General features: G+C 68.1%; 33 protein-coding genes. 11 read left to right on the forward strand and 22 right to left on the reverse strand.

What is annotated here, in order from left to right:
* Nucleotides 1-27: 27 nt before the first annotated feature.
* Together NXI30_03510 and NXI30_03515 are read left to right on the forward strand one after the other, a co-directional pair.
* Complete coding sequence (locus NXI30_03510) at nucleotides 28-327, forward strand: hypothetical protein (protein MCR9093262.1); 300 nt, start codon at nucleotides 28-30, stop codon at nucleotides 325-327.
* A gap of 40 nt (nucleotides 328-367) precedes the next feature.
* The gene (locus NXI30_03515) at nucleotides 368-1,147 is read left to right on the forward strand and encodes a hypothetical protein (protein MCR9093263.1); all 780 of its coding nucleotides are present in this window, start codon (nucleotides 368-370) and stop codon (nucleotides 1,145-1,147) included.
* 4 nt (nucleotides 1,148-1,151) lie between these two features.
* Here NXI30_03515 and aat read toward each other — a convergent pair whose 3' ends face one another.
* Nucleotides 1,152-1,889 (reverse strand): leucyl/phenylalanyl-tRNA--protein transferase, encoded by a 738-nt coding sequence (gene aat, locus NXI30_03520; GenBank protein ID MCR9093264.1) that lies wholly within the window; start codon nucleotides 1,887-1,889, stop codon nucleotides 1,152-1,154.
* A gap of 60 nt (nucleotides 1,890-1,949) precedes the next feature.
* Nucleotides 1,950-2,549: a TIGR00730 family Rossman fold protein gene (locus NXI30_03525; GenBank protein MCR9093265.1), complete on the reverse strand. Its 600-nt coding sequence runs from the start codon at nucleotides 2,547-2,549 to the stop codon at nucleotides 1,950-1,952.
* 442 nt (nucleotides 2,550-2,991) lie between these two features.
* Here NXI30_03525 and NXI30_03530 point away from each other — a divergent pair, with 442 nt between their 5' ends.
* Nucleotides 2,992-4,197 carry an aminotransferase class I/II-fold pyridoxal phosphate-dependent enzyme gene (locus tag NXI30_03530; GenBank protein ID MCR9093266.1) on the forward strand — a complete coding sequence of 402 codons (1,206 nt, stop codon included), beginning with the start codon at nucleotides 2,992-2,994 and terminating at the stop codon, nucleotides 4,195-4,197.
* A gap of 210 nt (nucleotides 4,198-4,407) precedes the next feature.
* Nucleotides 4,408-5,184: a PEP-CTERM sorting domain-containing protein gene (locus NXI30_03535; protein ID MCR9093267.1), complete on the forward strand. Its 777-nt coding sequence runs from the start codon at nucleotides 4,408-4,410 to the stop codon at nucleotides 5,182-5,184.
* Nucleotides 5,185-5,374: 190 nt separating this feature from the next.
* Here NXI30_03535 and NXI30_03540 read toward each other — a convergent pair whose 3' ends face one another.
* The 4 genes from NXI30_03540 to gshB all read right to left on the reverse strand — a co-directional run bounded on the left by NXI30_03540 (nucleotide 5,375) and on the right by gshB (nucleotide 10,580).
* A complete protein-coding gene (locus tag NXI30_03540; GenBank protein MCR9093268.1) occupies nucleotides 5,375-7,162 on the reverse strand; it encodes an ATP-binding protein in 1,788 nt (595 codons plus the stop codon).
* A 171-nt stretch (nucleotides 7,163-7,333) separates the two neighbouring features.
* Nucleotides 7,334-7,870 (reverse strand): methylated-DNA--[protein]-cysteine S-methyltransferase, encoded by a 537-nt coding sequence (locus NXI30_03545; GenBank protein MCR9093269.1) that lies wholly within the window; start codon nucleotides 7,868-7,870, stop codon nucleotides 7,334-7,336.
* A gap of 145 nt (nucleotides 7,871-8,015) precedes the next feature.
* The gene (locus tag NXI30_03550) at nucleotides 8,016-9,536 is read right to left on the reverse strand and encodes a sigma-54 dependent transcriptional regulator (GenBank protein ID MCR9093270.1); all 1,521 of its coding nucleotides are present in this window, start codon (nucleotides 9,534-9,536) and stop codon (nucleotides 8,016-8,018) included.
* Nucleotides 9,537-9,605: 69 nt separating this feature from the next.
* On the reverse strand, nucleotides 9,606-10,580 hold the full coding sequence (gene gshB, locus NXI30_03555; GenBank protein MCR9093271.1) for a glutathione synthase: 975 nt from the start codon (nucleotides 10,578-10,580) through the stop codon (nucleotides 9,606-9,608).
* A gap of 138 nt (nucleotides 10,581-10,718) precedes the next feature.
* On the opposite strand from gshB, the gene NXI30_03560 reads away from it, so the two are divergent.
* The 3 genes from NXI30_03560 (at nucleotide 10,719) to NXI30_03570 (ending at nucleotide 14,872) form a co-directional block, all read left to right on the forward strand.
* Nucleotides 10,719-13,418, forward strand: coding sequence for a PBP1A family penicillin-binding protein (locus tag NXI30_03560; GenBank protein MCR9093272.1), 2,700 nt, complete (start codon nucleotides 10,719-10,721; stop codon nucleotides 13,416-13,418).
* Nucleotides 13,419-13,498: 80 nt separating this feature from the next.
* Nucleotides 13,499-13,786, forward strand: coding sequence for a hypothetical protein (locus tag NXI30_03565; protein MCR9093273.1), 288 nt, complete (start codon nucleotides 13,499-13,501; stop codon nucleotides 13,784-13,786).
* 60 nt (nucleotides 13,787-13,846) lie between these two features.
* Nucleotides 13,847-14,872, forward strand: coding sequence for an ATP-binding protein (locus NXI30_03570; GenBank protein MCR9093274.1), 1,026 nt, complete (start codon nucleotides 13,847-13,849; stop codon nucleotides 14,870-14,872).
* A gap of 16 nt (nucleotides 14,873-14,888) precedes the next feature.
* On the opposite strand, the gene NXI30_03575 is transcribed toward NXI30_03570, so the two are convergent.
* On the reverse strand, nucleotides 14,889-15,560 hold the full coding sequence (locus tag NXI30_03575; protein MCR9093275.1) for an alpha/beta fold hydrolase: 672 nt from the start codon (nucleotides 15,558-15,560) through the stop codon (nucleotides 14,889-14,891).
* 66 nt (nucleotides 15,561-15,626) lie between these two features.
* Between NXI30_03575 and NXI30_03580 the strand changes: the two genes are divergently transcribed.
* The 3 genes from NXI30_03580 to NXI30_03590 all read left to right on the forward strand — a co-directional run bounded on the left by NXI30_03580 (nucleotide 15,627) and on the right by NXI30_03590 (nucleotide 18,186).
* Nucleotides 15,627-16,145 (forward strand): NUDIX hydrolase, encoded by a 519-nt coding sequence (locus NXI30_03580; GenBank protein MCR9093276.1) that lies wholly within the window; start codon nucleotides 15,627-15,629, stop codon nucleotides 16,143-16,145.
* 386 nt (nucleotides 16,146-16,531) lie between these two features.
* Nucleotides 16,532-17,302, forward strand: coding sequence for a rhomboid family intramembrane serine protease (locus NXI30_03585; protein ID MCR9093277.1), 771 nt, complete (start codon nucleotides 16,532-16,534; stop codon nucleotides 17,300-17,302).
* Nucleotides 17,302-18,186: a DUF4097 family beta strand repeat-containing protein gene (locus NXI30_03590; protein ID MCR9093278.1), complete on the forward strand. Its 885-nt coding sequence runs from the start codon at nucleotides 17,302-17,304 to the stop codon at nucleotides 18,184-18,186. Before NXI30_03585 ends, NXI30_03590 begins: the two co-directional genes overlap by 1 nt.
* A 58-nt stretch (nucleotides 18,187-18,244) precedes the next feature.
* Here NXI30_03590 and NXI30_03595 read toward each other — a convergent pair whose 3' ends face one another.
* Complete coding sequence (locus NXI30_03595; GenBank protein MCR9093279.1) at nucleotides 18,245-18,769, reverse strand: hypothetical protein; 525 nt, start codon at nucleotides 18,767-18,769, stop codon at nucleotides 18,245-18,247.
* Nucleotides 18,770-18,975: 206 nt separating this feature from the next.
* Complete coding sequence (locus NXI30_03600; protein MCR9093280.1) at nucleotides 18,976-19,428, reverse strand: VOC family protein; 453 nt, start codon at nucleotides 19,426-19,428, stop codon at nucleotides 18,976-18,978.
* A gap of 142 nt (nucleotides 19,429-19,570) precedes the next feature.
* Here NXI30_03600 and NXI30_03605 point away from each other — a divergent pair, with 142 nt between their 5' ends.
* Entirely contained in the window at nucleotides 19,571-20,011 is a 441-nt protein-coding gene (locus tag NXI30_03605; protein MCR9093281.1) for a GFA family protein, read from the forward strand.
* Here NXI30_03605 and NXI30_03610 read toward each other — a convergent pair.
* The 13 genes from NXI30_03610 to NXI30_03670 all read right to left on the reverse strand — a co-directional run bounded on the left by NXI30_03610 (nucleotide 20,008) and on the right by NXI30_03670 (nucleotide 25,906).
* Nucleotides 20,008-20,388 carry a GFA family protein gene (locus tag NXI30_03610; protein ID MCR9093282.1) on the reverse strand — a complete coding sequence of 127 codons (381 nt, stop codon included), beginning with the start codon at nucleotides 20,386-20,388 and terminating at the stop codon, nucleotides 20,008-20,010. The two genes, NXI30_03605 and NXI30_03610, sit on opposite strands and share 4 nt — an antisense overlap.
* A gap of 4 nt (nucleotides 20,389-20,392) precedes the next feature.
* Nucleotides 20,393-20,659: a hypothetical protein gene (locus NXI30_03615; protein MCR9093283.1), complete on the reverse strand. Its 267-nt coding sequence runs from the start codon at nucleotides 20,657-20,659 to the stop codon at nucleotides 20,393-20,395.
* A gap of 7 nt (nucleotides 20,660-20,666) precedes the next feature.
* The gene (locus tag NXI30_03620) at nucleotides 20,667-21,230 is read right to left on the reverse strand and encodes a hypothetical protein (protein MCR9093284.1); all 564 of its coding nucleotides are present in this window, start codon (nucleotides 21,228-21,230) and stop codon (nucleotides 20,667-20,669) included.
* Between the two features lie 18 nt (nucleotides 21,231-21,248).
* Nucleotides 21,249-21,659, reverse strand: a complete 411-nt coding sequence (locus NXI30_03625) for a hypothetical protein (protein ID MCR9093285.1) — start codon at nucleotides 21,657-21,659, stop codon at nucleotides 21,249-21,251.
* 33 nt (nucleotides 21,660-21,692) lie between these two features.
* Nucleotides 21,693-22,064 (reverse strand): VOC family protein, encoded by a 372-nt coding sequence (locus NXI30_03630; protein MCR9093286.1) that lies wholly within the window; start codon nucleotides 22,062-22,064, stop codon nucleotides 21,693-21,695.
* Nucleotides 22,065-22,205: 141 nt separating this feature from the next.
* Entirely contained in the window at nucleotides 22,206-22,481 is a 276-nt protein-coding gene (locus NXI30_03635) for a DUF1971 domain-containing protein (protein ID MCR9093287.1), read from the reverse strand.
* Nucleotides 22,482-22,512: 31 nt separating this feature from the next.
* Nucleotides 22,513-22,983 carry a DUF695 domain-containing protein gene (locus NXI30_03640; GenBank protein ID MCR9093288.1) on the reverse strand — a complete coding sequence of 157 codons (471 nt, stop codon included), beginning with the start codon at nucleotides 22,981-22,983 and terminating at the stop codon, nucleotides 22,513-22,515.
* A 107-nt stretch (nucleotides 22,984-23,090) separates the two neighbouring features.
* Nucleotides 23,091-23,573 carry a GNAT family N-acetyltransferase gene (locus tag NXI30_03645; GenBank protein ID MCR9093289.1) on the reverse strand — a complete coding sequence of 161 codons (483 nt, stop codon included), beginning with the start codon at nucleotides 23,571-23,573 and terminating at the stop codon, nucleotides 23,091-23,093.
* 32 nt (nucleotides 23,574-23,605) lie between these two features.
* The gene (locus tag NXI30_03650) at nucleotides 23,606-24,001 is read right to left on the reverse strand and encodes a VOC family protein (protein MCR9093290.1); all 396 of its coding nucleotides are present in this window, start codon (nucleotides 23,999-24,001) and stop codon (nucleotides 23,606-23,608) included.
* A 133-nt stretch (nucleotides 24,002-24,134) separates the two neighbouring features.
* A complete protein-coding gene (locus NXI30_03655; GenBank protein MCR9093291.1) occupies nucleotides 24,135-24,605 on the reverse strand; it encodes a DUF4019 domain-containing protein in 471 nt (156 codons plus the stop codon).
* Nucleotides 24,606-24,776: 171 nt separating this feature from the next.
* Nucleotides 24,777-24,968: a hypothetical protein gene (locus NXI30_03660; GenBank protein ID MCR9093292.1), complete on the reverse strand. Its 192-nt coding sequence runs from the start codon at nucleotides 24,966-24,968 to the stop codon at nucleotides 24,777-24,779.
* 3 nt (nucleotides 24,969-24,971) lie between these two features.
* Nucleotides 24,972-25,193, reverse strand: a complete 222-nt coding sequence (locus NXI30_03665) for a hypothetical protein (GenBank protein MCR9093293.1) — start codon at nucleotides 25,191-25,193, stop codon at nucleotides 24,972-24,974.
* Between the two features lie 278 nt (nucleotides 25,194-25,471).
* Complete coding sequence (locus tag NXI30_03670) at nucleotides 25,472-25,906, reverse strand: TonB family protein (protein MCR9093294.1); 435 nt, start codon at nucleotides 25,904-25,906, stop codon at nucleotides 25,472-25,474.
* Nucleotides 25,907-25,985 lie beyond the last annotated feature (79 nt).

Genomic DNA, 25,985 nt, shown 5'->3' on the forward strand with positions numbered 1-25,985 from the left:
GGCTCGCCCCGCCCGACCGGAGCCCCCTTGCCCCCCGACGCCGACCTCGCCCGCCGCGTCCGCCTCGATGGCCTCGCCGTTCGTCGCTACCGCCACGACCGCGGCTGGTCGCCACGCGACCTCGTCGTCGCGATCGAAGAGGCCTGCTTCACGTCGAGCGGCCTCCGCCGCACGCTCACCCCGAACCAGATCCAGGCGATCGAGGAGCGCGAAGAGCTCATCTCCTACGACGAGCTGCTGCTGCTCGCCGACGGACTCGCCTGTGACCCGAGCGACCTGATCGCCGAAGGCGAGCTCTCGAGCCGCCGTCGCGGCCGCCCGAACTGAACCTTTCCAACCAAGCCAGCCGAACCAGGGAATCGAGACCATGGAATACGTCGAACCCAGAGAAGCCCGCGACATGCCGGGCCTGCGCCTCGCGCTCACGACCGGTGTCCCCGGACCCTGGGGCGAAGCCGCCAAGGCGATCTTCGCCGTCAAGAAGCTCGACTACGTCCCGGTCCGGCAGACGGCGAGCGAAGACAACGCGGACCTCGTCGCCTGGACCGGCTTCCGGAACGCACCCCAGGCGATCTACGAAGACGCGCCCGCGCGGATCGGCTGGGAGGAGATCCTCGCCCTCGCGGAGCGGCTCGCTCCCGAGCCCGCCCTGGTTCCCGCCGACGAGGGGGAACGCGCACTCGTGATGGGCATGTCGCACGCGCTCTGCAGCGAGGATGGACTCGGCTGGAACCGAAGGCTCCAGCTCCTCGACCCCATGCTCTCGGCTCCGGACGCGACCGAGAACCCGGCGCTGGCCGGCACCCGCGTACTCGGGCGCGACTACGGTTGGAGTCCGCAAGCGACGGAGCGCGCGAACGCGCGGATCGTCTCGATCGTCGCCTTCTTCTCGGGTCAGCTCGCGAAGCAGCACGCCGCCGGGCGCGAGTATCTGGTGGGCGAGGCGCTCTCCGCGGTCGATCTCTACTGGGCCGCGTTCTGCGCGATGCTCCGGCCGCTGCCCGAGGAGCACTGCCCGATGCCCGAGTTCCTGCGGATGGCCTACGGGACGACGTCGCCGGAGACCGACGCGGTCCTCGATGAGAAGCTCGTGGCCCACCGCGACCTCGTCTACGAGCGTCACGTGGGCCTGCCCCTCGACTTCTAGGGGGTCAGTCGGTCACCGCGTCGTCGAAGCGCCAGGCACCCCGTCGGGTCTCGGTGGCGAGCGCGGCTTCCAGCCGATCGAGGAACGCCTCCCGCGTCCATTCGACGGCACCGAAGCGCGCCAGGTGTTCCGTCGCCATCTGGCAGTCGACGAACGCGAAGCCCCAGCGTTCGAGCTGGGACACGAAGGTCGCGAACGCGATCTTCGACGCGTCGTCCGCGTGCGCGAACATCGACTCGCCGAAGAAGGCTCGCCCGAGCGAAACCCCGTAGAGCCCCCCGACCAGCCGCTCCCCCCCGCCCTCTTCCTGCCAGGCCTCCACGCTGTGCGCGAAGCCGAGCGCGTGCAGACGGCAATAGGCGTCGACCATGTCGGGGGTGATCCAGGTGCCGTCCTGATCGGGACGCGGCGTCTCGCGGCACGCGCGAATCACGTCGGGGAACGCTTCGTCCATCGAGATCCGATACGGCACCGCGCGCAGCCGCTTCGCGAGGGAACGACCGACGTAGAGCTCGCCCGGGACGAGCACCATCCGCGGATCCGGCGAGAACCAGAGGATCGGGTCCTCGTCGTACCAGGGAAAGACGCCCTGGGCGTACGCTGCGATCAGCCGCTCGGGCGAGAGATCCCCGCCATAGGCGAGCAGCCCGCGCTCGTCGACGTCCCGCGGATCCGGAAAGGGCAACGCCCGCACGAGCTCATCGATCAGACCGCGCGTCGTGCGAGGTCCCGACTCACTCATCGTGTCGCGCCCAATCGCCGGCCCTGCCTCATCGTGTCGCGCCCAATCGCCTGCGCTGCCTCATCGTGTCGCGAACTCCACCGCGTTGTCCGGCCACGGCTCCGTCGACTCGATCGCCGGCAGGATCTGCTCGACGCGATCGACGGACTGCCAGATGTCGAGGTGCTGATCGTTCATGAATCGTTCGGCGACGCTGCTCTCGAGCAGTTGGAAGAGCGGGTCGTAGAAGCCGTTCTGGTTCAGGATCACGATCGGGTGGGAGAAGATCCCGAGTCGCTTCGACGTGATCGCGTCGAAGAGCTCCTCGAAGGTGCCGCTGCCGCCCGGGAGCGTGACGATCGCGTCGGCGGTCTCCAGCATCAGGCGCTTGCGCGTCTGCATGTCCTCGACCAGCTCGAGCTCGTGGATCCCGTGATGGGCCCACTCCAGCTCGCGCATGAAGCGCGGGATGATCCCGACGACGCGGCCGCCCTCCTCGAGGGCCGCATCGGCCATCGCCCCCATCGAGCCGACGGCACCCCCGCCATACACCAGCGTGTGACCCGCCCGCGCGATCTCACGGCCGAGGGTCGCCGCGGCGTCGTGGAAATGCGGCGCGCAGGCGGTGCTCGAAGCACAGAAGACGAGAATGCGGCGCGCCCGGGCGCTCTCTGCGGTCATCGCGGCCTCACGCCCCCGCTGGGCGCCCAAGTTGACGGGGTTCCGGATCGCCCGTAGGTTTGCGGCTTCAGGTCTGAATTCAAGGGGTTGATTTCAGGCACTTGCAGACCCTTTCCTAGGCCGGACCCCGCGCCTTTTCCTGGGCCGGACCCCGCCGTTTCAGGCGGATGCCTGTAGCACGATTCGGGATGCCCCCGTGGCTGCCGAGTCGTTCGCCGGAAAGCACTCGTGAAACGCGGGTGGTTGTTGCTAAGTGCCCCTTCTTGATCGAGAAGTGTCGACGTCTCGTCCGTCCGCGTTCGCGCGTGCGGTCGCGTGACGAAGCGAGCGGAGCTTCGAATCCGCCCGCCGAGGAACGCGACGTACGTGCGGGCTTCGTTTCCCTCCGACCCGGGAAGCGAGGGCGCCGTGCCCCGACGACCTCGATCGAAAGCGAGAACACATGTCCGATCGAAACGATTTTCCGGAAGAGCCCAGCGATCGCGGGAACGCGACGAGCTCCGTCCACGCCGGCGAGCTGCGACAGCAGGAAGCCAACGCGATCACGACGCCGATCTACCAGACGTCGACCTTCTGGTTCCGCAACTCGAAGGAGGTGACGGACTACCAGGAGGGCAAGAGCGACCGCGAGGAATACGGTCGCTACGGCAACCCGACCTGGGCCGCCGTCGAGCGAAAGATCAGCGCTCTCGAAGGCGGCGAAGAGACGGTCCTCTTCGCGTCGGGCATGTGCGCCGCCACGACGACCTTCATGGCGCTGCTCGACGAGGGCGACCACCTGATCGTGACGAGCGACTGCTACCGCCGGACGCGTCAGTTCATCGAGCAGTTCCTCTCGCGCATGGGCGTCGAGACGACCGTGATCGAACCGTCGAATCTGGAAGCCTTCCGCGAGGCGATCCGGCCGAACACGAAGCTCTTCTTCACCGAGTCGCCGACCAACCCGTACCTGCGCGTGGTCGACGTCCCCGCGTTCGCCTCCGTCGCGCACGCCAAAGGCGTGAAGATCATCATCGACTCGACCTTCGCGACGCCGGTGAATCACAAGGCGCTCTCCGACGGCGCGGACCTCGTGCTGCACAGCGCGACCAAGTACCTGGGCGGCCACAACGATCTGCTCGCCGGCACGCTGACCGGACCGAACGAGCTCGTCGATCCGGTCCGCAAGGCGCTCGGCGTCCTCGGCGGGATCATCGACAGCCACGCGGCCTGGCTCCTGCTGCGCGGGATCAAGACCCTCGACATCCGCATGGAGCGCCACAACGCCAACGGCCTCGCCCTCGCGCAGTACCTCGAGAAGCACCCGAAGGTCAGCAAGGTCTTCTACCCGGGCCTCCCGTCCCATCCCGACCACGAAGTCGCCGAGCGCATCATGAACGGCGCCGGCGGCGTCGTCACGTTCGAGATCGATACGGACCTCGAGGGCGCGATGCGCTTCATCGACGCGACGACGATTCCCTACCAGGCGCCGAGCCTGGGCGGGGTGGAGAGCCTGATCGAGCTCCCCGTCACGATGTCCTTCTGGGACAAGCCGAAGGAAGAGCGCCTGCGCCTCGGGATCACCGACACGCTCGTTCGATACGCCTGCGGCATCGAGAACGCCGACGACATCATCGCGGACATCGAGCAGGCCCTCGGCAAGGTGTGACGTGCGCCGCTGAATCGTCTTCATTCCTCGACGATTCGACGCCTTCCTGCGCTTTTCTTACATGGGAAACAGGACGCCTGTTAGGGTGGTCCGACCTGGGAAGAGTCGCGAGGCGTGCGCCTTCGCGACGCTGAGCGCTATGTCGTCGCATTTCGAGCAGAGATCGACCCCGGCGTAGCGCTCTGAAGCACATCAGAGGGAATCGGTTTCATGAAGCTCTTCAAGCTCGCGCTCCGCAAGTCCGCTCGTCGCTCGACCACGCCGTTTCTCATGGCGATCGTCGGCCTCCTCGCCTTCGGCACACAGGCTTCGGCCGCGCCGATCTTCGACTACTTCGGCCCCCTCGACGAAGCGACCTTCGGCGGGACGGGGATCCCGAACGACGAGGTCGCCGTCGCTTCGCAGTTCGTCGACGGGGACAACCTGATCACCGTCGCCCTGAGCGCGACCCAGCGCTTCTCGAACCCGGCGCTCACGAACGACGGGGCCGGCACCTACCTCGCCACGCCGGGCAGCAACTTCGGCGGCGCGGGCGAGAGCACGAACGAGGGCGCACTCTGGAACTGGAACTACTTCATCCGCGTCGAGAACATGTCGGGCGGCTCTCCGCAGCTGACCGACTACCAGATCGATCTCTACTACGACTTCGATCCGGCCTTCGACAACGCGCTGCCCTCGCTGGGGCGGATCGACGTGACCGCGTCGCTGCTCGCGACGGCGCCGCCCGGAACGACCCTGGTCGAAGACTCCCAGAACCTCCTCTTCGGCTTCCTCGCGGTCGACGCGCCGCCCTTCGTCGACGCGCCCGGCGGCAGCTTCGACCAGAACGCCCTCGGTGAGTACAACTTCGCGATCCAGGTGAGCAGCCTGGGCTTCGGCGTGGAGACGGTCGCGATGGACGTGCAGGTCGTCCCGGAGCCGGGCACGGCGCTGCTCGTCGGCCTCGGCCTCGGCCTGCTGGCGTCGCGCCGCCGCGCGGGAGCCTGATCGACGCCCGGAAACGCGCGCGACCCCGAGGCGGGACGGACGCTCTTCACGTTCCAGGCGAACGAGGGCGCGCGAAGGTTCTACGAACGCGAGGGCCTCGAGGCCATCGAGTTCGGCGTGGCTCCTCCGCCCGAGAACGAGCCCGACGTACGCTACGCGTGGCGGCCTTGATCGGCCCGACCGGCTCCGCTCAGGCCTCGAGCAGCGGAAGGTCGATCTCGACGCGCACGCCCTTCCCGTCGCTCGACTCGATCTCGATCTCCCCGCCGAGGTCCTTCACGAGTCCGTGGACGACGGAGAGGCCGAGTCCGGTTCCGCCGCGATCGAGCCGCGTCGTGAAGAAGGGATCGAAGGCGTGCTCGAGGACGGCGTGGTCCATGCCCGGTCCGTCGTCCGCCACCGAGATGATCGCGGAGCGACCGCGCCGCTCCGTCTCGATCCGGATCTCGATCGGTTCGTCCGACGAGAGCGCGGCGTTCTCGACGAGATTGGTCAGGATCTGATCGACCGCGACCGGGTTCATCGCGACGAGCAGCTTCTCTTCGCAGAGCGCCGTCTGGATCGACGCGTCCCGCCGGCTGACCTGGGGCCGCATCAGCCGGACCGACCGACGGACCGCTTCGTTCACGTCACCCTGCCACCGCGACATGGGTTCGTTGCGCGAGAACTGCAGGATGCTCTTCACGATGTCGCCGCAGCGCGCGGCCTCCTCGACGATCCGGTCGAGCGCTTCGGCCAGATAGCGCTCGCTCGCGGTTCCGTCGTCGATCTCGGCGAGACTCGTCTCGGCGATCATTCTGATCCCGCCGATCGGGTTGTTGATCTGGTGGGCGATGCCCGCCGCGAGGGTCCCCACCGAAGCGAGCTGTTCCTGCTGTCCGATGCGCTCGCGCGAGGCCTCCAGCTCGAGGCCCTGCTGCTCCAGACGCTCACGCATGTCGCGCAGCGACCGCTCGTGAACGCGCTTGCGATCACGGATGTCGACCGCGTGGACGAGCCAGTGCCGGCGCCCGTCGACCGACAAGGTCTCGATCGAGGCCAGGAGATCGATCGCCTGCCCCTCGCGATCGAGGAGTCGGGACTCGATCGCTTCCGCGCCTCCCGTCTCGATCACGTGTTCGCCGAGCCGGCGCATGTCATCCTCGTTGAACCACGCACCGAGCTCCGAGAGCGAGCGCCCGACGGCTTCGTCGCGATCCCAACCCATGAGGCTCGTGAAGCGTTCGTTCACCTCGACGACCTTGCCGTTCTGCAGGTCGACCAGGAAGAGCATCGCCGGCGTTCGCGCGAAGACGGTCGCGAGCAACGCCTCGCGCTCCGCGAGCGACGTCTCCGTACGAGAGCGGCTCTCCGCTTCCTCGCGGGCCTTCGCCAGCGCAAGCTCGGCGCCGATCTCCGCGCGCGAGCGCTGACGGTCGATGAAGCCGCCGACTCCACCGATCAGGACGACGATGATCACGCAGTTCCAGACGAGCGTCCGCTCGGCAACATCGAGGGACCCGGTCAACGCGAGGGCGGTGAGCGTGACCCCGGCGAGCGGCGTCCAGATCATCCCACCCCGATATCCGAGCGCGAGGATCGCGCTGAACGGGATCGACACGAGTCCGATCGGAACCCGGATGGCCTCGGGCGAGAAGAGGGGACTCGCGATCATCCCGATCGCGGTGAAGCCGAGAATCGCATGCGCCACGGGCTCGGGTCGGCACCGTCCCAGGCGAAGCCCGAAGAGACACCCGAGGATCAGGAAACCGTACGTCGCGGTGAAGAGCGCGCGGGGCAGATCGCCGGCCGTCGCGTGAACGATCCCCGACGACAGCCCCGCCGAACAGGAGAGGAACGCCAGAATGATCGTGACCGACCGCCGCCGTCGAAGCTCCGCAGCCGCGAAACGAGGCGCTTCCCCCCGTTCATCCGCGACGTCGATTGCAGACCCACTCGATTTCGACTCACCCCAGGATTCGAGATGCGGATCTCGCATGGCGGAAGCGTACCGCCTTCGCCCCTGTTCGCTCGACTCCCCCGACGAGCGAAACCGGCCATGTTCCGGCGTCCGGCGGACCACCCGCGCCCACCCCGAATCGGGCGCGTGGGGCGAAAAAGAGTCGTCAGCGGTCAGCGGCTCGCGCTGACGGCGCGCTCTGCGCGTGTATCAGAAAAGCCGCGCCTGCTCTTCCACCTGCGTCGGCAATGCCTGCTCCATCGCGAGCAGCCGGGCCTTCAGGTCCAGCCCGCCCGCATAACCCTGGAGCGCCCCGCCGCGCGCGATCACGCGGTGGCACGGGATCACGAGCGGGATCGGGTTCGCGCCATTGGCGGCGCCGACCGCGCGGACCGACTTGGGGTTGCCGATGTCTTCGGCGATGTCGGAGTAGCTGAGCGTCTCGCCGTAGCCGATCTTCGCCACGTGCTTGTAGACGGAGCGCTGGAACTTCGTCGCGCGGAGGTCGAGGTCGATCTCGAAGGTCCGGCGCGTGCCCTCCGCGTACTCCATCAGCTGGTCGATGATCGGATCGTTCGGCGTCCGCCGGTCGACGACCTTCGCGTCGGGGGCGTGGGTCTTGAGCCAACCCCCGAAGCCCCTTCCGCTCTCGTTCGGCAGCTCGACGTAGGCGAGACCCTTGTCCGAGCTGGCGATCCGAAGCGGACCGAGGGGAGTGGAGAACCGGGCGGTGTAGAGGGTTTCCATGTCGACGAGTCTACCGGAGACGACACCACTTCGTGACGAAAAACCCGGCGAATTGTCGCCGTTTTCGGACGCGGCCTCACCGCGGTCGCCGAGCGCCCGCAGGCGAAGGCAAACTCGCCGAGCGCCCGCAGGCGAAGGAGAAGGACTAGTCCGCCGCGAGCTCTTCGTCGGTGATCTCGAGGCGCTTCACCATCTTCTGGAGCGATTGCCGGGGGATGCCCAGGCGCTCCGCCGCGCCGCTCTTGCTCCCGACCTCGCGAATCGCGCGGATCAGCATGTTCCGCTTCAGGCGATCCACCGAGCGGTTGAGGTCCCAATCCTCGATCTCCACCGCCATCCCGCTCGCGAGCGCGAGCGCGTCGTCTCCCCCGATCGCCGAACCGCCCACGCCGCCACCACGCACGTGCTCCGAGAGATCGTCGAGCCCGATCGTCTCGTCGGGCCCCGCGAGCGCCGCCGTCCGTTCGATCTCGTTCGCGAGCTCCCGGATGTTGCCCGGCCACGCGTAGCCGACGAGCCGGTCCATCGCGGCGTTCGAGAAGCCCACGAACGCCCGGCCCATCCGCTTCGAGGCCTCGTCGAGGAAGTGGTGGGCGAGCGCGGGGATGTCCGAGCTCCGATCACGCAGCGGCGGGAGCGTGATCTCGACGACGCGCAGCCGGTAGTAGAGATCCTCCCGGAAGCGGCCCTCCTCGACCATCTTCTTCAGGTCCCGGTTCGTCGCCGCCACGACCCGCACGTCGACGGTCCGGGTATCCGAGGACCCCAGCGGCCGGATCTCGCCGTCCTGGAGCACGCGCAGCAGCCGGACCTGCATGCCCGGCTCGGTCTCCCCGATCTCGTCGAGGAAGATCGTGCCGCCGTCGGCGACCTCGAAGAGCCCCTTCTTGTCGGCGTGGGCGCCGGTGAACGAGCCGCGCTTGTGACCGAAGAGCTCGCTCTCGAGGAGCGTGTCCGGAAGCGCGCCACAATTCTGGGCGACGAATTTGCGATCCTTGCGCGGTCCTGCGTAGTGGATCGCCCGGGCCAGCAGATCCTTGCCGGTCCCGGTCTCCCCGGTCAGGAGGACCGTCGCGTCGGTCTGCGAGACCTTCTGGGTCACGTCGAAGATCTTCCGCATCGCCGGGGCGTCGCCGATGATCCCGTCGAAGGAATACCGCGCCTCGACCTCGCCGCGGAGATAGACGTTCTCCGCCCGCAGCCGCTCGTTCGCCTCGGCAAGGGCATCCGCGAGCTGGGCGTTCTCGTTCGAGAGCTCGTAGACCTCGAGGCCCCGCTTCACCGCAATCCGGAGATCGTCCGGCTCCCAGGGCTTCGGGATGTAGCGCCAGATGCGCCCTTCGTTGATCGCGGCGATCAGGGAAGGCATGTCCGCGTAGCCGGTCAGCATCATCCGGACGGCGCGCGGGTTCCGCTCGATGACCTTCTCGAGGAACTCGACACCGCTCATGCCGGGCATCACCTGGTCGGAGATGACCAGCGCGATGTCCTCGCCGCGGTCGAGGATCTCGAGGCCGGCCTCGGCGCTCGTGGCGGTGAAGACCCGGTACTCGAGGCCGAGGGTGAGCTCCAGGCTCTCGAGGATCGCCTCCTCGTCATCGACGATCAGGATCCCGAAGGCCTTCTCCTCGTCTGCGTTCGGTCGTGCGCCCTCGATCCCGGCCATGCGGGGACGTTACCGCAACCGGCTACGCCCGGATCCGAGCCCCGATGCGCGCCGGGATCCTCGGCCGGGCTAACGGGCTGCGACGAGAGCCTCGACGCGATCGATGAAGACGGCTTCGAGCTTCGTTGCGTCGAGGGCGTTGATCTCCTGGACGCCGGTCGGACTCGTGACGTTGATCTCGGTCAGCTTGTCGCCGATCACGTCGATCCCGACGAAGAAGAGGCCCTGATGCTTCAGGAAGGGGCCGACCCTCGCGACGATCGCGCGGTCCGCGTCGGAGAGCGGGGCCTTCGCCGCCGATCCGCCGACGTGGAAATTCGCCCGGCTCTCGGCGGCGGTCGGGACGCGCAGGACCGCTCCGATCGGCTCGCCCTCGAGGAGCAGGATCCGCTTGTCGCCCTGCCGGATCTCGGGGACGTACTCCTGGGCCATGATCGCGCGGCTGCCGAACTCGGTGCTCTGCTCGAGGATCGAGTTCAGGTTCCGGTCGTCCTCGGTCAGGTGGAAGATCCCTTCGCCGCCCTTGCCGTCGAGGGGCTTGACGATCATCTGCCCGCCGAGCTCCTTCATGAACGCCTTCAGCTCGCCGATCCGGCGCGTGACCCGGGTCGCGGGCATGAGATCGGCGAACTGGGTCGCGAGGAGCTTCTCGTTGTAGGCGATGACCGAGGCGGGGCGATTCAGGACGAGGGTGCGCTGGCACACATCGAGGATCTGGGTCGCGACGATGAAGTCCCGGTCGACGGGCGGGTCCTTGCGCTGGAAGGCGACGTCGACCTCCTCGTCGAAATCGACCACCCGGGCCTCGCCGCGGGTGACCGGGGCGTCCCTCGAGAGGTCGAGTGTGATGGGCGTACAGCGTGCGCGGACGCGGCCCCGGTCGATCTCGAGATCCGCCGGATCCACGTAGAGGACGGTGTGCCCCCGCTCCTGGGCCTCCCGCATCATCACGATCGTGGTCGATCCCGCCATGGGCTCGGCCTCGACGGGGTCCATGACGAAGGCGAGGACCAGGGTCGGTGACGCGGGGGAAGCGGGGGGCATTCTGAACTCCAGTCGGGCGGCGGGCGTCCGATCCAGGCCTTCAGAGGCCTCCGGACGGGGCCGGTCGCGGTCGCCGGCGCCGAATCGGTAGCGCACGGGCCGAGGCGTCGGCTAGTTTCTGCAAACACTGGAGTTCACATGGCTTTTTTCCGGTCCGGGGGGATCCGGATCGCCCTCGTGATGCTCGCGGTCGTGACCGTCGGCGCCGCGGTCGGCGCGCTGGCGCTCTACGTCTGGCTGATGCGGGACCTGCCCGATTTCCACAGCCTGGACGACTACGACCCGCCCGTCGTTTCCGAGGTCTACGATCGCGAGGGCCGTCTGATCGGTGAGTTCTACACCGAGAAGCGACGGCTCGTCCCGATCGACGAGATCCCCCGCCACGTACAGCTCGCGTTCGTCGCTGCCGAGGACGGTGCCTTCTTCGAACACGAAGGCATCGATCTCGTCGCGATCGCCCGTGCCGCGATCAACAACCTGCTCGCCCAGCGGATCACCGGCGGGGCGTCCACGATCACCCAGCAGATGGTGAAGAGTCTGCTGCTCACGCCCGAGCGGACCTACACGCGGAAGATGAAGGAGATCATCCTCTCGCGGCAGATCGAGCAGAACTTCACCAAGGACGAGATCCTCTACCTCTACCTGAACCAGATCTACTTCGGCGGTGGCGCCTGGGGCGTCGGCCAGGCCTCGCGGACCTACTTCGGGAAGGACGCCCAGAGTCTGACCGTCTCGGAAGCCGCGATGCTCGCAGGTCTGGTCCAGCGCCCCTCCGCCTACGACCCGCGCCGCAACTTCGACGCCGCGGACGCTCGGCGCCGCTACGTGCTCGGCCGGATGCTCGGCGACGGGCACATCACCCAGGAGATCTACGACCGCGAGATCGACGTCCCGCCCGTCATCGAGCGCCACCCCGACCTCGAGAATTTCGGCGTCGCCGGCCACTTCACCGAGGAGGTCCGCCGCCTCCTCTTCGAGCAGCTCGAAGGCGACCAGGTCCTGAACGACGGCCTGCGGATCGAGACGACCCTCGACGTCGACCTCCAGCGCGCGGCGAGCAAGGCCGTCCGCGACGGCCTGATCGCCCACGATCGCCGGCGTGGCTACCGCGGCCCGATCCGCCGGGTCGACCTCTCGGCCGAGGGCGCCCTCGCCGCAGAGCTCGACAAGCTCGCCGAGGAGAACGACGCCGACTATACGCAGATCGAGCTGCCGCCCGCCGTCTCCGCCGACTCCGCGGACGCGCCGGCGATGGCCGAAGCCGCGGGCCCGCTCGAGGCGCCGGCGGAAGAGCCGGCCGTGGCGGAAGCCGAAACGGAGCCCGAGCCCCGGATCGCGTACTCGATGGAAGAGGGCGCGAAGCTCCTCGGCGTGGTCGTCGAGGTCGACCCCGACGCGCAGATGGCGCGGATCGACCTCGGACGCGGGCTCGTCGGCGTCGCGAGCCTCGACGACGTCGACTGGGCCAAGGAGCCCAACCCCAAGCGGCGGCCGCGCGCAGTCAAGAAGATCCAATCGGTCTTCGCCGAAGGCGACGTCGCGCGCTTCGTGCGGATCCCCGGCGACGCGGCGGAGATGCCGTCGCTCGTGGCGGAAGCGGAAGCAGCCGAAAAGGCCGCGAAGCCCGCTACGACGGATCGTCCGGTCGACGACGCGATGCAGGACACCCCGCCGGACATCGCTCGCCTCGACCTCTGGCAGGAACCGGAAGCCGAGGGCGCGCTCCTCTCGATCGACAACGAGTCCGGCGACGTGCTCGCCATGGTCGGCGGCTACGACTTCGAACGAAGCGAGTTCAACCGCGCGGTCCAGGCCCAGCGCCAGCCCGGCTCCGCCTTCAAGCCCTTCATCTACGGCGCGGCCCTGACCCGCGGCTTCACGCCGGTCTCGACCCTGATCGACCGGCCGGTCGTCTATACGGACCCGGTCTCCGGCTTCGTGTGGGCGCCGCGCAACTACGGCCGGAAATTCTATGGGCCGATGACGATGCGCGACGCGCTCAAGAGGTCGGTCAACAACGCGACGGTCCACCTCTTCCGGGACCTCGGCGTGCGCTACGTGATCGACTACGCGCGGCGCTTCGGGATCCAGGCACCGCTCTCCTCGGATCTCTCCCTGGCCCTCGGCTCGAGCAGCATGACGCTCCTCGAGCTGACCCGCGCCTACGCGGTCTATCCGCGGGGCGGAACCCGAGTGATCCCGCGCTTCATCCGGAGCGTGACCGACGACGAGGGGCACACGCTCCTCGGCGACGTGCCTCTGGGCGACATCCCGTCCCCGGTGCTGAAGCCCCTCGCCGGCCCGAACGACGAGCCCGACACCGAGAGCTATCCCGACTCCGAGATCCTGCCGACGATGCAGATCATCTCGCCCGCGGACGCGTACCTGATGTCGGACCTGCTCCACGCGGTCGTGCTCGAAGGCACGGGGCGCAGGCTCCGCTCCCTCGGTCGAACCGTCGCCGGCAAGACGGGCACGACCAACGACTTCACCGACGCCTGGTTCATGGGTTTCTCGCCCGAGCTGACCACCGGGGTGTGGGTCGGACACGACGACAACCAGGTGCTCGGCTGGGGCGAGAGTGGCGGCAAGGCGGCGCTCCCGATCTGGGGTGATTTCATGCGGGTCGCCCTGGCGCCCTACCCCCAGCGCGACTTCGAGGTCCCCGCGCACATCGAGTTCCAGCGGATCGACCGCAGCTCCGGCCTGATCGCCGACGCGAATACCCAGGACGCCTACTTCCAGCCCTTCCTCGAAGGCACGGCCCCCGACCAGAGCTTCACCGAGCAGACGACCACCCGGAAGACGCGCCGCGCGGCCCGCGACGACATCTTCTGATCCCACTGCCCCGTCGACGAAGCCCTTCACTCCGCTCGGCGCGTTGACAGCGAGCGGCGTCGCCGCGACCCTCCGCCTCCATGGGGGGAGACGCGAACATCGCTTCGCGTCGCGGTCCGGGTACGCCTGCGTCCCGGTCGAGCGACACGAGAACGGACGGCCGCGGGCCGACGTCCGCGAGCGGCGACGCGCCGAGCGATCTCGCGCGCGTGCTCGATCGGCGGACCGACTCGCGCCGCGCGACGAAGCGCCGTCGCGCGGCGGAAGACGCACTGCTCGACGCGGTCTTCTCGACCCCCGATCCGCGCCCCGAGAGCCTGGGCAGCGAGGGCCAGCATCTCCTCTTGAAGGCGCTCGCCCGTCTCTAGCGTCAGGAAGACATCGACGCCGCCGTCGCCTGGTCCCTCGACCTCGACGGCCGGCCGATCGTGCTCGGCGCGCTTCCCCTTCGCGCTGCGTCGCGGACCGAGGCGAGCCCGGAGACCTATCGCGCGCTCGCGGGTCTCGAACGGGTGCAGCGTCTGACCGATCCGGATCTCGGAGACGCGCTCGAAGCCCTCGCCGCGAAGGGGATCGCGGCCGCCGCGCCCATCCCGGGCCTCGGCGATGCCGCCTCCGCGGTCGTGCTCGTCTATCCGACGAAGATCGGAAGGCCGCTGCGTCCGCGCACGATCGCCGTCCTCGCCGAAGTCGCGGCGAAGCTCGGGAAGACGCTCTCCACGAGCCTCGCCCTCGAGCGGATGACGCGACTCGACGACGCGGTGCGACGCCTCGACCGGATGGCGGCCCTCGGCGGCCTCGTGTCGGAGATCGTGCACGAGATCCGCAATCCGCTGGTCTCGGTGAAGACCTTCCTGCAGCTCCTCCCGGACCGCCTCGATGATCCCGAGTTCCACGAAGGTTTCCGGGGCGTCGTCGAGGACGAGGTCGGCCGGCTCGAACGCATGCTCGAGGACCTGCTCCGCCACGCGCGCCCGACGCCGCTCGGGACTCCCCTCGAGCCCGACGCGAGGATCGCCAGCGCGATCGAAACGACCCTCCAGCTGCTGACCTATCGCAGCCGCGAGAAGGGGATCGCCCTCGAGACCTCGATCCGCGACGAGCTCCCGGCCCTCGCCCTCCCGGAGGACGCGCTTCGCCAACTGATGATGAACCTCGTCCTGAACGCGACCGAGGTCACGCCGAGCGGCGGCACGATCCGAGTCGAGGCGGATTGGAGCGCCCTCTCGCCGAACCACGTCTCGATCATCGTGCAGGACGAAGGCCCCGGCCTCGACCCGGCCGTGGCCGCCCGGATCTTCGAGCCCTTCTGGACGACGCGAAGCGACGGCAACGGCGGCCTCGGTCTCGCCATCTGCAAGCGGATCATCGAAGACGCCGCGGGCACGATCGAGCTCGAAGAGACGGGAGCGCCCGGCGCCCGCTTCCGGATCGAGCTGCCGATCGCGAGCTGACGACGCGCTTCGGGAATCAGTCCCGGAGCCAGTCCCGACACGCGCGACCGACCTCGGCCAGCCCGGCCATGAAGAAGTGGTCGACGCCCTCGAGCTCGACGAGCGTGGCGTTCTCGAGCGGCGCGAGCTTCGCGCGCAGCTCGCCGAGCGGGACGTACTCGTCGCGGTCGCCGGCGATCGCCAGGACCGGATGGCCCCAGGCCGCGAGCGCGTCCGCGTCGAGCATCGCCGGCGGCGGCGCGACCAGGATCGCGCGCCGCGTCCGCGACGACTCGGCGATCACGCGCGAGGCCGCGAGCGAGCCCCACGAGTATCCCGCCGCGAGGAGCGGACCGTCTCCCGTCTCTTCTTCCCCGGCGTCTTCGAGGAACCGGAGCGCCGCCCGGTAGTCTTCGTCGGCATCGTCCATCTCGCCCGACGGACTCCCGGCGCTCGCCCCTACGCCGCGCCAGTTGAAGCGGAGCGAGCCCCAGCCGCAGTCGCTCGCGGCGAGGGCGACCTCGGTCGCGACGGGGGAGTCCATGCTCCCGCCCATCAGCGGGTGCGGCGGCGCCATGACGGCGCCACCTCGGGCGCCTTCTTCGTCCCGGGCCGGCAGCCAGAGCCCTTCGAGGCTCGCGCCGGCGGGCCAGGCTTCGGAGTCGGGCAGGGAGATCGTCGCGGGGCGTTCGAAGGGGCGCGGAGACATGCGGCGGAGCCTACCCTGCTCCTGGCCCGTGTGCTGGAAGGACGTCACGCGCGTGACGGAGGTGGAATGAACGAAGAGGATCGCCCGGTGACCCGCGCGAAGTCGATCGACGTGACGACGGAGATCGTGGATCTGCCGAATGGTCGACGCGTCGAGTTCGATCTCGTGCGCCATCCGGGCGCCGCGGCGGTCGTGCCCTTCATGGACGACGGGCGGGTACTGCTGATCCGTCAGTACCGCTTCGCGACCGGCGGCGAGATCCTCGAGATCCCGGCCGGGAAGCTCGACCCCGGCGAGGCGCCGGAGGCCTGCGCCACCCGGGAGCTCGAAGAGGAGACCGGCTACCGCGCCGGCCGGCTCGAGCGACTCGGCTCGATCTGGACGAGCCCGGGCTTCTGCGACGAGGTCATCCATCTCTTCGCGGCCTTCGATCTCACGCCGACCGAACAGCGCCTCGAGCCCGACGAGATCATCGAGCTCGTCCCGACCCCCCTCGACCGGGCCCTCGACGATCTGTCCGGTCCGGTCGTCGACGGCAAGACGGCCACCGCCCTCCTTCTGGCCTCGCGGCTGAACCGTTCGTGAATCGGATTGATTCGACGGATCGGCGATTCTGAGGGCTCTCTCACACCCTCGGGGACCTCTCGTGCCCCTGCGTTCCGATTGACGGCGCAGTTTCGTTGACCCCGTATTCAACGATCCTTAGTCTTCCGTGGTTCAGCGGGTTCACGCGCCTTTCCCGCCGACACCCATCCCGAGGTCACGGAATCTCAGTCGAAGAGAACCCTTTCCCGCCCGATCGATCGGCTGGGGCGAATCGAACGGGGTTCCGCAGAAGAAGTCGAAGACACGAGAGCTTTTCGGCCCGCCCCACCCCCTTCGACCGGTGAGGCCCGCCGTCTTCGGTCGCCGCGCGAGTCGCGCCGACCTCCTGGAGTTTCGAATCGGTGTACGGACGTGGTGGCGCGCAGATGAGCTTCGGTCCTCCGCAGACCCCGGAGATCATCAAGAATCTGATGATCGCCAATCTGGTCGTGTACATCGCCCAGATCGCCGGCCCGCGCTTCTTCGGGATCGACATCACCTCCCTCGGCACGGTCGTCCCCGGCGCCGTCTGGCAGGATTTCGAGCTCTGGCGAATCTTCACCTACATGTGGCTCCACAGTACGGGGTCCATCCTCCACATCGCGTTCAACATGTTCTCGCTGTGGATGTTCGGTTCGGCGGTCGCGCTGCTCTGGGGTGACGAACGTTTCCTCAAGTACTACCTGCTCTGCGGAACCGGCGCGGGCTTCCTGATCGCGACGATCCCGTCGCTCCTCGCGATCCTCGGAATCGGCAGCCCCGCGACGACCGTCTGGGGGCACACCCTCGGCGCGTCCGGCGCGGTCATGGGCGTCCTCCTCGCCTACTCCTTCACGTGGCCCGACCGCACGATCATGCTGATCTTCCCGCCGATCCCGATCAAGGCGATCTGGCTGATCCCGCTGCTCTTCCTGATCGAGTTCCTCTCGTCGGGTCCGGGCAGCAACATCAGCCACACCGGCCACCTCGCCGGCGTCCTCGTCGGCTGGATCTACCTCGTGAACGAGGGGCGCACGCCCGGTGCTCCGACTCCCCAGACCCTCCTCCTGAAGTTCCGACGCTGGCGGATGCGACAGAAGATCCGCGCGGTCCATCGGGAGGACCAACGCGATCGTCAGCGCCGGAACGACGACGACGATCCCAGGCGGTTCCACTGATGGGCAGGCGAACCGACGACGACGCGACGAACGAGGGACCGGGCTTCGGCGGCCTGATCCGAACCCTCTTCTCGCGAATTCCGTGGGGCGAGCAGTGCACCGAGGAGGAGGTCCTCGTCGTGCCGGCCCCGCGCGGTCAGGCCCTCAGCGTCCGGAACGCGAACGGCAAGACCCGCGTCGTCGGCGAGGACCGGGACGACATCGAGGTCCGGATCACCAAGAGCGTCCGCGCCGACTGCGAAGACATGGCCGCGAAGCTCCTCGAATCGATCAAGCTCCAGAGCTCGGACGCCTCGGACGTGCTCGAGATCGAGGTCCAGATCCCGCGCAAGTGCGCGCGACACGGCCTCGCCCACCTCGAGCTGCGCGTCCCGCGCGAGACCCGGGTCGCGCTCAGCTCCACGAACGGGAAGATCTGCCTCGAGAACCTCGACCGTCCGATCCGCGCGCGCTCGAGCAACGGCTCGGTCTCGATCGTCGAGGTGAACGGCGACATCGACGTCACGACCGCCAACGCCAAGGTCGCCTGCAAGTGCACCAGTGGCCATCTCCGGGCCCGCTCGAGCAACGGAAAGATCGAGGTCGGTGGCCACGAAGGCTCCGTCGACGCCTCGACCTCGAACGGCGTGATCAAGGCCTCCCTCGACGTGCTCGGCGATTCCGGCGTGTCGCTCACGACGAGCAACGGGCGGATCGCCCTCGAGCTCCCCGAGAAGCCGGACGCGGACGTCGACATCCGCGTCGAGAACGGCCACATCCGGAACGACCTCGACCTCGAGGACCTGAACGGAAACGATGGCGCCGGCCGTGTCCGTGGCCGCGTCGGCAAGGGCGGCCCGCCGATCCGCCTGCGAACCTCGAACGGAACGGTCTCCGTCCGTTAGTCGAGCGCCCACGCCGACATGGCGCCTGCGCCAGACTGGAAGCCGCCGGGGCCACTACCTAAAAGGAGTACCGCGCCGGCTGCGCCTCGCCGCTCGTCGCCGCCTCGAGCCAGTCGTGACGCTCGCCGCAGGTCGCGTCGACGATGATCCCGGGCTCCCCTGCGTGGGCTCCCGGGAGCCTGCTCATCTCGAGCATCGCCGTGCTCCGTTCGATCGACTCGCTCGGCCCCTGCCAGGCGTAGTCGATCAGCTGGAGCGGGAACTCGCACTGCTCGTGGAGCGCCGTCCGCAGACGCCGGTACGTGTGGTCGATCTCTTCGTCGAGGGCCGCGGGACAGAGCAGCGGCGACCCGTCGCAGGCAGCGCGCTCGCTACAACCCGTGACCTCGTGGGAGAGCGCGTGCAGCTTGCGGAAGAGTCCCTCGCAGACGCTCTCGTACTTCGTGACCCGCATGGGTCCGGGCGTCGGCTCTTCGGCCGCCACCGACCCTTCGAGGGCAGAGACCAGGGACGACGCCGTGAAGAACGTGAGGAACGTGATCAGGCCGGCCGGCGGCAGGCAGGCGAGCAGTCGAAGACGCATGCGGATCCTCCCGAGAGGCCGGGCGGCGCGAACACGTCGTGAGCCCGGCTCCTGAAGCCACCCTAACAGCGTCCGTCCGGACCGTGGAACCAAATCGGTTCGCCCTCCGAACTGAGCAGGCGTCAAGAAGGGCCTCAGACACGCGCCGCGAAAGAATCTCGCGAAATCGTCATCCGACGATTCGTCAGCGTTCCGAAAGCCCTCGCCTAATGTCCGTCCTCGATCATCTCGACCCGGAGTCCATCCGGATCCTCGAGGAAGAACATCCGGACGGGCGTCTCCAGCTCCGAGAAGGAGTAGATCTCCGTCGGGTTGCGGCCCTCCGAGGTCGCCCGGGCGTGGGCGGCGTCGAGGTCGGGCACGCGGAACGACAGGCCCGAGAGACCGAGGGGCTTCTCGAAGGGCCCGAGCGGCTCGCGGATCCGCTTCTCGTCGAGGGTCTCGATCGTATGGATGCGCGTCCCGCCGACGAGGATGAAGGTGTCACGGATCCGGACGCCCTCGCGGCCGAAGATCGCGTCGAGGGCCGGCGACGCGAGCTCCTCGTCCTGCTCGAGCTCGCCGCCGAGCCCCTTGCACCAGAAATCGATCGTCGCGTCGGTGTCGGCGCAGTGCAGGATCAGGTGGCTCGTCTCGACGCTCGTCTTCGCTTCGCTCATGGCCGGCTCCTCTCGGGTGTTCGGGTGGGCGTTTGGCGAATGTGCCTCCCCTCTGCGAAGTTGACGCTCGTGGGCGCGACGGACAACCCCGGCGGACGGGCCGCGCCCGGACGCCCTCGCGGCCGGGAAAGGGACGAGCAACATGCCTGGAGACGACGAGAACGGCCCCACCCTGCGCGGGAGCTGCCTCTGCGGCGCGATCGCCTACACGATTCGGGGTCCTTTCCGGCTGGTCGCGCGCTGCCACTGCTCCATGTGCCAGAAGGCCTCGGGCGCGGAGTTCGCGACGAACGCCTCGGCCGACCGCGCGGGCTTCGAGCTCCTCCGCGGCGCCGACCGCGTGAAGGCCCATGAATCGTCCCCCGGCGAGTTCCGGGAGTTCTGTCGCGACTGCGGCTCGCCCCTCTGGAAGCGGAAGGAGAGCGACCCCGACACGGTCCGCATCCGCCTCGGCAATCTGGACGACCCCTTCACCGACCCGATCCAGATCCGTGTCTTCACGGAGAACAAGCAGGCCCACTCTCCGATCCCCGACGACGGCGTCCCCGCCTTCGCGACGCTACCCGGCGCGCCGGGCGACTAACGGATCGACTCGACGTTCGCCTCCCAGTTGCGACCGTCGAAGGGAGTCGCCTTCCAGCGCCGATCGTCCTCGCCCTCCCACTCGTCGAGGCAGCGCACGTTCACGTCGATCCCTTCCGGGTGCGAGCGCGGATGGCTGAAGGGATGGATGCCGCACGTGCGGCAGAAGCGGTGCCGCGCCCTCCCCGTGTTGAAGCGGTAGGTCGCGAGCCCGTCCTCGCCCTGCAGGATCTCGAAGGCATCGGCCTCGACGATCAGTCCGCGCATCCCCTTCGCCTCGCACATCGAGCAGTTGCAGAGGAAGTGCTCCCGCTTCTCGACCCGGACGCGGAACCGAAACGCCCCGCAATGGCAGCCCCCTTCGAGCCAGTCGCCCACGCCGCTACTCCTCGACCTCGCCCTGGCGCTGCTCCTGCCGCCAGACGAGGTAGGCCGCGACCAGGACGGGGACGGAGAGCGAGAGGCAGAGAACCCCGAGCCCGCTCCCGAAGGCGCCAGGCGGGAGCATCGCGGTCGCGCCGATCTCGAGCGCCGCGAAGAAGACGAAGTAGCCCGCGACCCACGAGGGCTTCTTCCAGCCGCGGAAGCGCAGGACGTAGAGCGACGTGAGGAGCGTCGCGAACGCGAGGGGATTCAGGAGGGATTCCATACGCGCGCTAATCCACCGGTCGGAGGATCGGAACCGGACAGGGACCTCCGACCAGGAGCAGCGCCCCTTCGTAGGCGCCGCCGATGTCGATCCGCGTCACGTCGGCGACCGGCACGGTCGTGACCTCCTCGTCCCAGTCCGCATCCGGGTCGAGGGCGATCAGACTCACCGTCGTATCGTCGACGGCGCGGATCCGTCCGATCTTGCAGACGCCGGGCTCCGCGTGCTCGGTATGGAGCGTGACCAGCTCCGCCAGGCGCCCCGCACTCCGGATCGCCGTGCTCATGCTCGACAGGTCGATCGCGGGGGTGTCGTCGACCGACTCGTCACGAAGCCGGAGCGCCGACTCGACGAAGTCGACGTGGGCGTGGGGAAGCTCGACGTCGCTCACGTCCTCGATCCGCAGGACGGAGAAGCCGTTGAAGCGCATCGCGTCCGAGACCTGCAGCAGCACGAAGAGCTTTCGCTCGACGGCCACGACGTACCCGAGCTCACCGACCTCTTCGAAGCCCTCGCGGTCGATCGCGACCACGCGCGCCTCTTCCAGCGCCTCTTCGAGCAGCTCTCGCATGGGTTCGCTCCGTTTCCCTCAGTCGGGTCCAACGGACGGCGCCGCCGGTTCGCCCTCTTCCGCCTCCCGGCGCGCGTGGCGCCGGATCGCATGGTCCGTGAGGCGGTCGCCGACCCGCGCCTCGATCGGGAGGAGGAGCGGCGCGACCAGCGCCGCGAGGGAGACCGCCGCGATCACCGCGAAATCGTCGAGCGCCACGCTCATCACACTATAGGCCCCGAGCACGATCAGGAACGTCGCCGCGATCGGCACGGGATAGAGCCAGCGCGACCAGGTGAACTTCCAGCCGGCCATACACGCGCTGCAGCGCTCGGTCGCGCCCAGGTAGAGCCGCAGTCGCACGAGATTCGAGATCGTCGCCGCGTCGCACACGGGACAGCGCGAACGCTCCGCCTGATCCAACCCGTCGGGACTCGGCTCAGCCGTCACGATCCCGGCCCTCCTCTCTGGACTCGCGCCGCCTCAGGAATCCAGGCAGAACGCGTTCAGCTTGTTCCCATCGATGTCGCGGAAATAGGCGGCGTAGAAGATTCCGCCACGATCTCCGGGCGGGCCCTCGTCCGAGCCGCCGAGCGCGATCGCCCGCTCGTAGACGCCGTCGACCTCCTCCTTCGAGTCGAGTCGGAGCGCGACCATCATGCCGTTGCCGACGGTCTGCGGCTGGCCGTCGAAGGGACGGACGACGGCGATCGACGCATCGTTCAGGTTCTTGCCGATCAGCGTGAAGCCGGGCAGCTCCATCAGACGCTTCGCGCCGATGGGGCCGAGCAGCCCCTCGTAGTAGGCGAGGCTGCGATCGAAATCGCTGGCACCGATACAGACGTAGCCGACCATGAGCGGGATCCTCCTACGGGCTCCGCGATCATCGTTCGGCGTGCCGCTCCGCGCCACCCTCCGCGTGCAGGCCGATCGTGCAACGCCCCCCGAACCTCCTCGACTCCGGGTCATCTACGACGTCCCGGTTCGAGCCCGCCCCTAGCGAAGGAACTCGACGAAGAAGCGGACGGACTCGGTCATCTCGATCTGGTGATGGATCTCCGGCTCGACGATCCCGTCCCGGCCTAGCTCGAGGACATGTTCCTCGATCTCGGGCTCGAGGATCCGGTACGTCATGCGTCCCTCGAGCACGTGGATGCGTGCCCAGACCCCGGCCTTCGTGTTGTGCCGACGTTCGAGCCCGGCCGGCACCGTCGTCTCCGTGAACTCCGGCGTGCGCTTGTAGGCACGGACGTCGTCGGGAAGTGACTTCATCGCGCTATCCGACGTGAACGACTTCGCTCGCTCATTCGTTCCCCGAGACCGCGTCGAGGAACCACTTCGCGTGTCGCCACTCCGGGTCGTCCTCCATCCGATAGTCGATGGGGCGCGGATGCTTCTTCTCCGCGATCACCGACTGGAGATAGGCGTTCGCCTGCTCCGGATCATAGATCCGGTAGAGGAGCTGACGCGTGCCGTTCCAGGTCATGCGCGCCAGAAAGAGTGCGTTGGGAAGCTCGGGCGGCGCCTTCAGGCCCGCGTCGAGCTCGTCGCCGAAAGCGTCGACGATCTCCCGCTCCGACTCGGACGGCATGTCGTTCTCGATCAGATCGGAGAAGTCCACGATGAGCGAGAGGTGCCAACGGAAGATGTCGCGGTGGGCAAAGCCGACCAGCGCCGAGTTCACGGTCGCCACCGCCGGCTTGCGCTGGACTTCGTACTCGATCAGCGTGTAGCGCTCGTCCGGAAGCGCGATCTGGACTTCGTTCGATTTCATGTTCGTTCTCCGATCCCGACCTACTCGACCACCGTGACCCGGGCCCGATTCTTCCGGCTGCTCCCGAGCTTCCTCTCGCCGGTGAACTCCAGACGAACGCCCGACGACTACGTCCCGATCAGTCGTTGGATCCCCGCCTCGTCGAGCTTCGCGAACCGGTTCAGCTCGCGCACGACGGCGCCCTCCCGTTCGTAGAAGGCGATCCCACGTGCGTTCGTCTTCTGGAGCGACCACTCGAGCTTGCAGCAACGACGACGCGCGGCTTCTTCAGCCAGGGCGACGAGCAGGCGCCGCCCGATCCCGCGACTTCTGTGGTCCTCTTCGACGAACAGGTCGTCCATCCAGAGACCGGGACGCGCCGCGAAGGTGGAGAAGACCGGATAATTGGCCGCGAACCCGACGAGATCGCCCTCCGTCTCGGCCACCACGAAAACGCAGGGAGGCGGGTCGCGGAAGATCGCTTCGCCGAGCTCCGCCTGGGAGGCGGAGAGCGCCTCGACCGCGCCGTCGAACTCGGCCTTGGACCGAAGCAGCCGGTAGAGGCGGGGCAGATCATCGCGCTCAGCGTTGCGAACCGAAACGTCGGACATGGCGGGAGAGCTCCGTCGACTTCCGGTTCGCGCTAGGCGCCGGCCGGCGTTCGCCGCTCCACCAGGGCGAGCGGATTGCCGTCCGGGTCGACGAAGAACGCCATCCATTCTTCCACACCTGCGCCACCGAAGGTTCCCTCGGCGTCGACGTGGATCAGGTGCGGATCGGACGTGAAGACGACTCCCGCGTCGGCGAGATCCGCCGCGCGGCGGTCGATCCCGGTGGTGCTCAGATAGAGCACCGAGCTTCCCGGCGTCGGATCCGTCGTGCGCTCGAGAAGCAGCCGAACCCCGCCGACGTCGAAGAAGGCGAGACCCGGCGGGTCGAAGCGCGCGATCTCCGGCAGTCCGAGCGTCACGCCGTAGAACTGCGCCGCTCGATCGAGATCCGTGACGCCAAGCGCGACCTGAAGGAGGGGGCTGGACATCAGGATCTACCGTAGGACCGATCAGCCGCTCGTCCGCAGACTTCCGCGACGAGGCCGAGCGAGGAGCTTCGAGCGTAGCCCAGCGGCTCGCATGGTTCTGGATTCGGGGGATCGAGAGACTGCGAAGCGCCGACTAATCGCCGCCCGTCGACCACGTCCTGTTCAGGAAGTACCCGGCAACGAAGTAGCCGGTCTCGTCGAAGGAGACGACGACCTTCTCGGTCGCCTCTCCCTTCTCGAACTCCGAGTCGTACTCGATCACGAAATAGTTGCCGGGCGGCGCGTCATCGAGCTCGTTCGTAAATCCGTAGCCGCGAGCCGTCCGGCTCTTGAACGACCCCACCCATCCCCTGAGTCCGGAGATCATCGAGTCGAAAAGCGGCTTCGGAACGGACGCTCTCAGGTAGGGAGCCACTCGGGGATAGATGTCCTCGCCCTGATCGAGCGAATCGAGAACTTCGTCGGCGAACTCGAGGGCCACGACTCGCTCCTCCTCGGGACCAGGGTCCGTCAGGACCTGGCCGTCCGGCTCGCCGAAGTTGATCTCGAAGTTGCAGCCGAGCAGTGCAACCACGATCAGAAGAGGTGCGAATCTGCGCTTCATGCGTGCCACGAGCGAAGCCGACCACGACTCGCAGAGATCGCCTTCGAGCCCGGGTCGAGCGGATGTGGTTCATCGTGAGCGTACCACGAGCGCCCTTCCGGGCGGGGCCCGGGCGAAGTCGCGAGTTTCCAATCCGAACCCGATCCACGTCCGGTCGAATCCACGGTCTTGCTATTCGGCGTCCGGCCGAATCAGTTCGGAGAGCAGCGCGACGAAGAATCCGAAGCCAAGCAGGCTGTAGGCGCCGAGTCCCAGGGCGGCGACCCAGGGCTCGTGCAGCGCGACCGCATTGACGAGCTGACAAACGCCGACCGAATAGAGAACGACCCGCGCGAGTCGCAGCGGACGCGTCCGTACGAACACCCCTCATGGCCTCTGCATCTCCCGAACGACGAGCACGCCTCCGACGACGAGCAGGTGCGCGAGACTCGTCGTCGACCAGGCTGCGTCCGGGTCCAGAGGGGAAGCCAGCAGGACCATCGCGCCGACGGCCAGGGCGCAGGAGTTGAAGGTGCTCAGCAGGAGCGAGTTCAGGTAGATGCGAGCCTGGGCGTCGTTGCGAGCACGCTCCTGGATCGCGACGACCACGGCGGAGAAGCCTGCGATCGCGACCGAGAGTTCGATCAGGCTGGCAGGATGTCCGCGGGCGTCACGGCTCGGTCCCGGGATTCCGCATGACGGATCGGCCCACGACCTGCAGACTTCGCGGGCATCGACTCGATCGAGAGAAGAAGAGTCAACGCCAGATGGCTCGAGCCACTCCCGTCTGCCTGGAAAGGGTACGGAGCCGAGGGGCAGCGGCCCCTCGCGTCGCGGCCGCCAGCCTGCCCGGCGAAGCGGCTGGCCACACGGCGACGAGACCCGGGCTAGGGCAGGGTCTGCGCGCAGATCTTGATGTGATCACCGGCACCTGGCCCTGGATCCGGGCAGCGATTGATGAAGAGGTAGACCGTGACGGGTTCGGTTCGCCTGCGCACCCGAACACCGTCGACGACCGGAGCTTCGTAGCGCCAACGGCGGGCCGCCCTCGAGGCGTTCCGGTCGAGTGCACCCTCCGGTTCAGAGTTCAACACGCGGACATCCGAAACGCGACCGCTTCCCTCGACCATCATGTCGAGCGTGATCCGCGCCTCGGACTCGCTCTGGAGCAGTTGGGCAGGGATCTGAAACGGCGGCCGGCTGATCGGCTTCGGCGCCGCGACCGTTTCGTTCGGCAACACGTCGCGGGTGGGCACCGAGGCGCAACTCAGAACGATCGAAGCGAGGGCCAGCGCGATGGGCGCGAGGATCCGTATCTGCAAGATCACACTCCGATTCTGCGGGGCGGATCCGCCGCCTCGCTGCGGGCTTCATCAGCCCGGGTCCGATCAGGGCTCGAAG

The organism is bacterium, from assembly GCA_024742285.1.
Lineage (GTDB): Bacteria > Myxococcota_A > UBA9160 > UBA9160 > UBA4427 > UBA4427.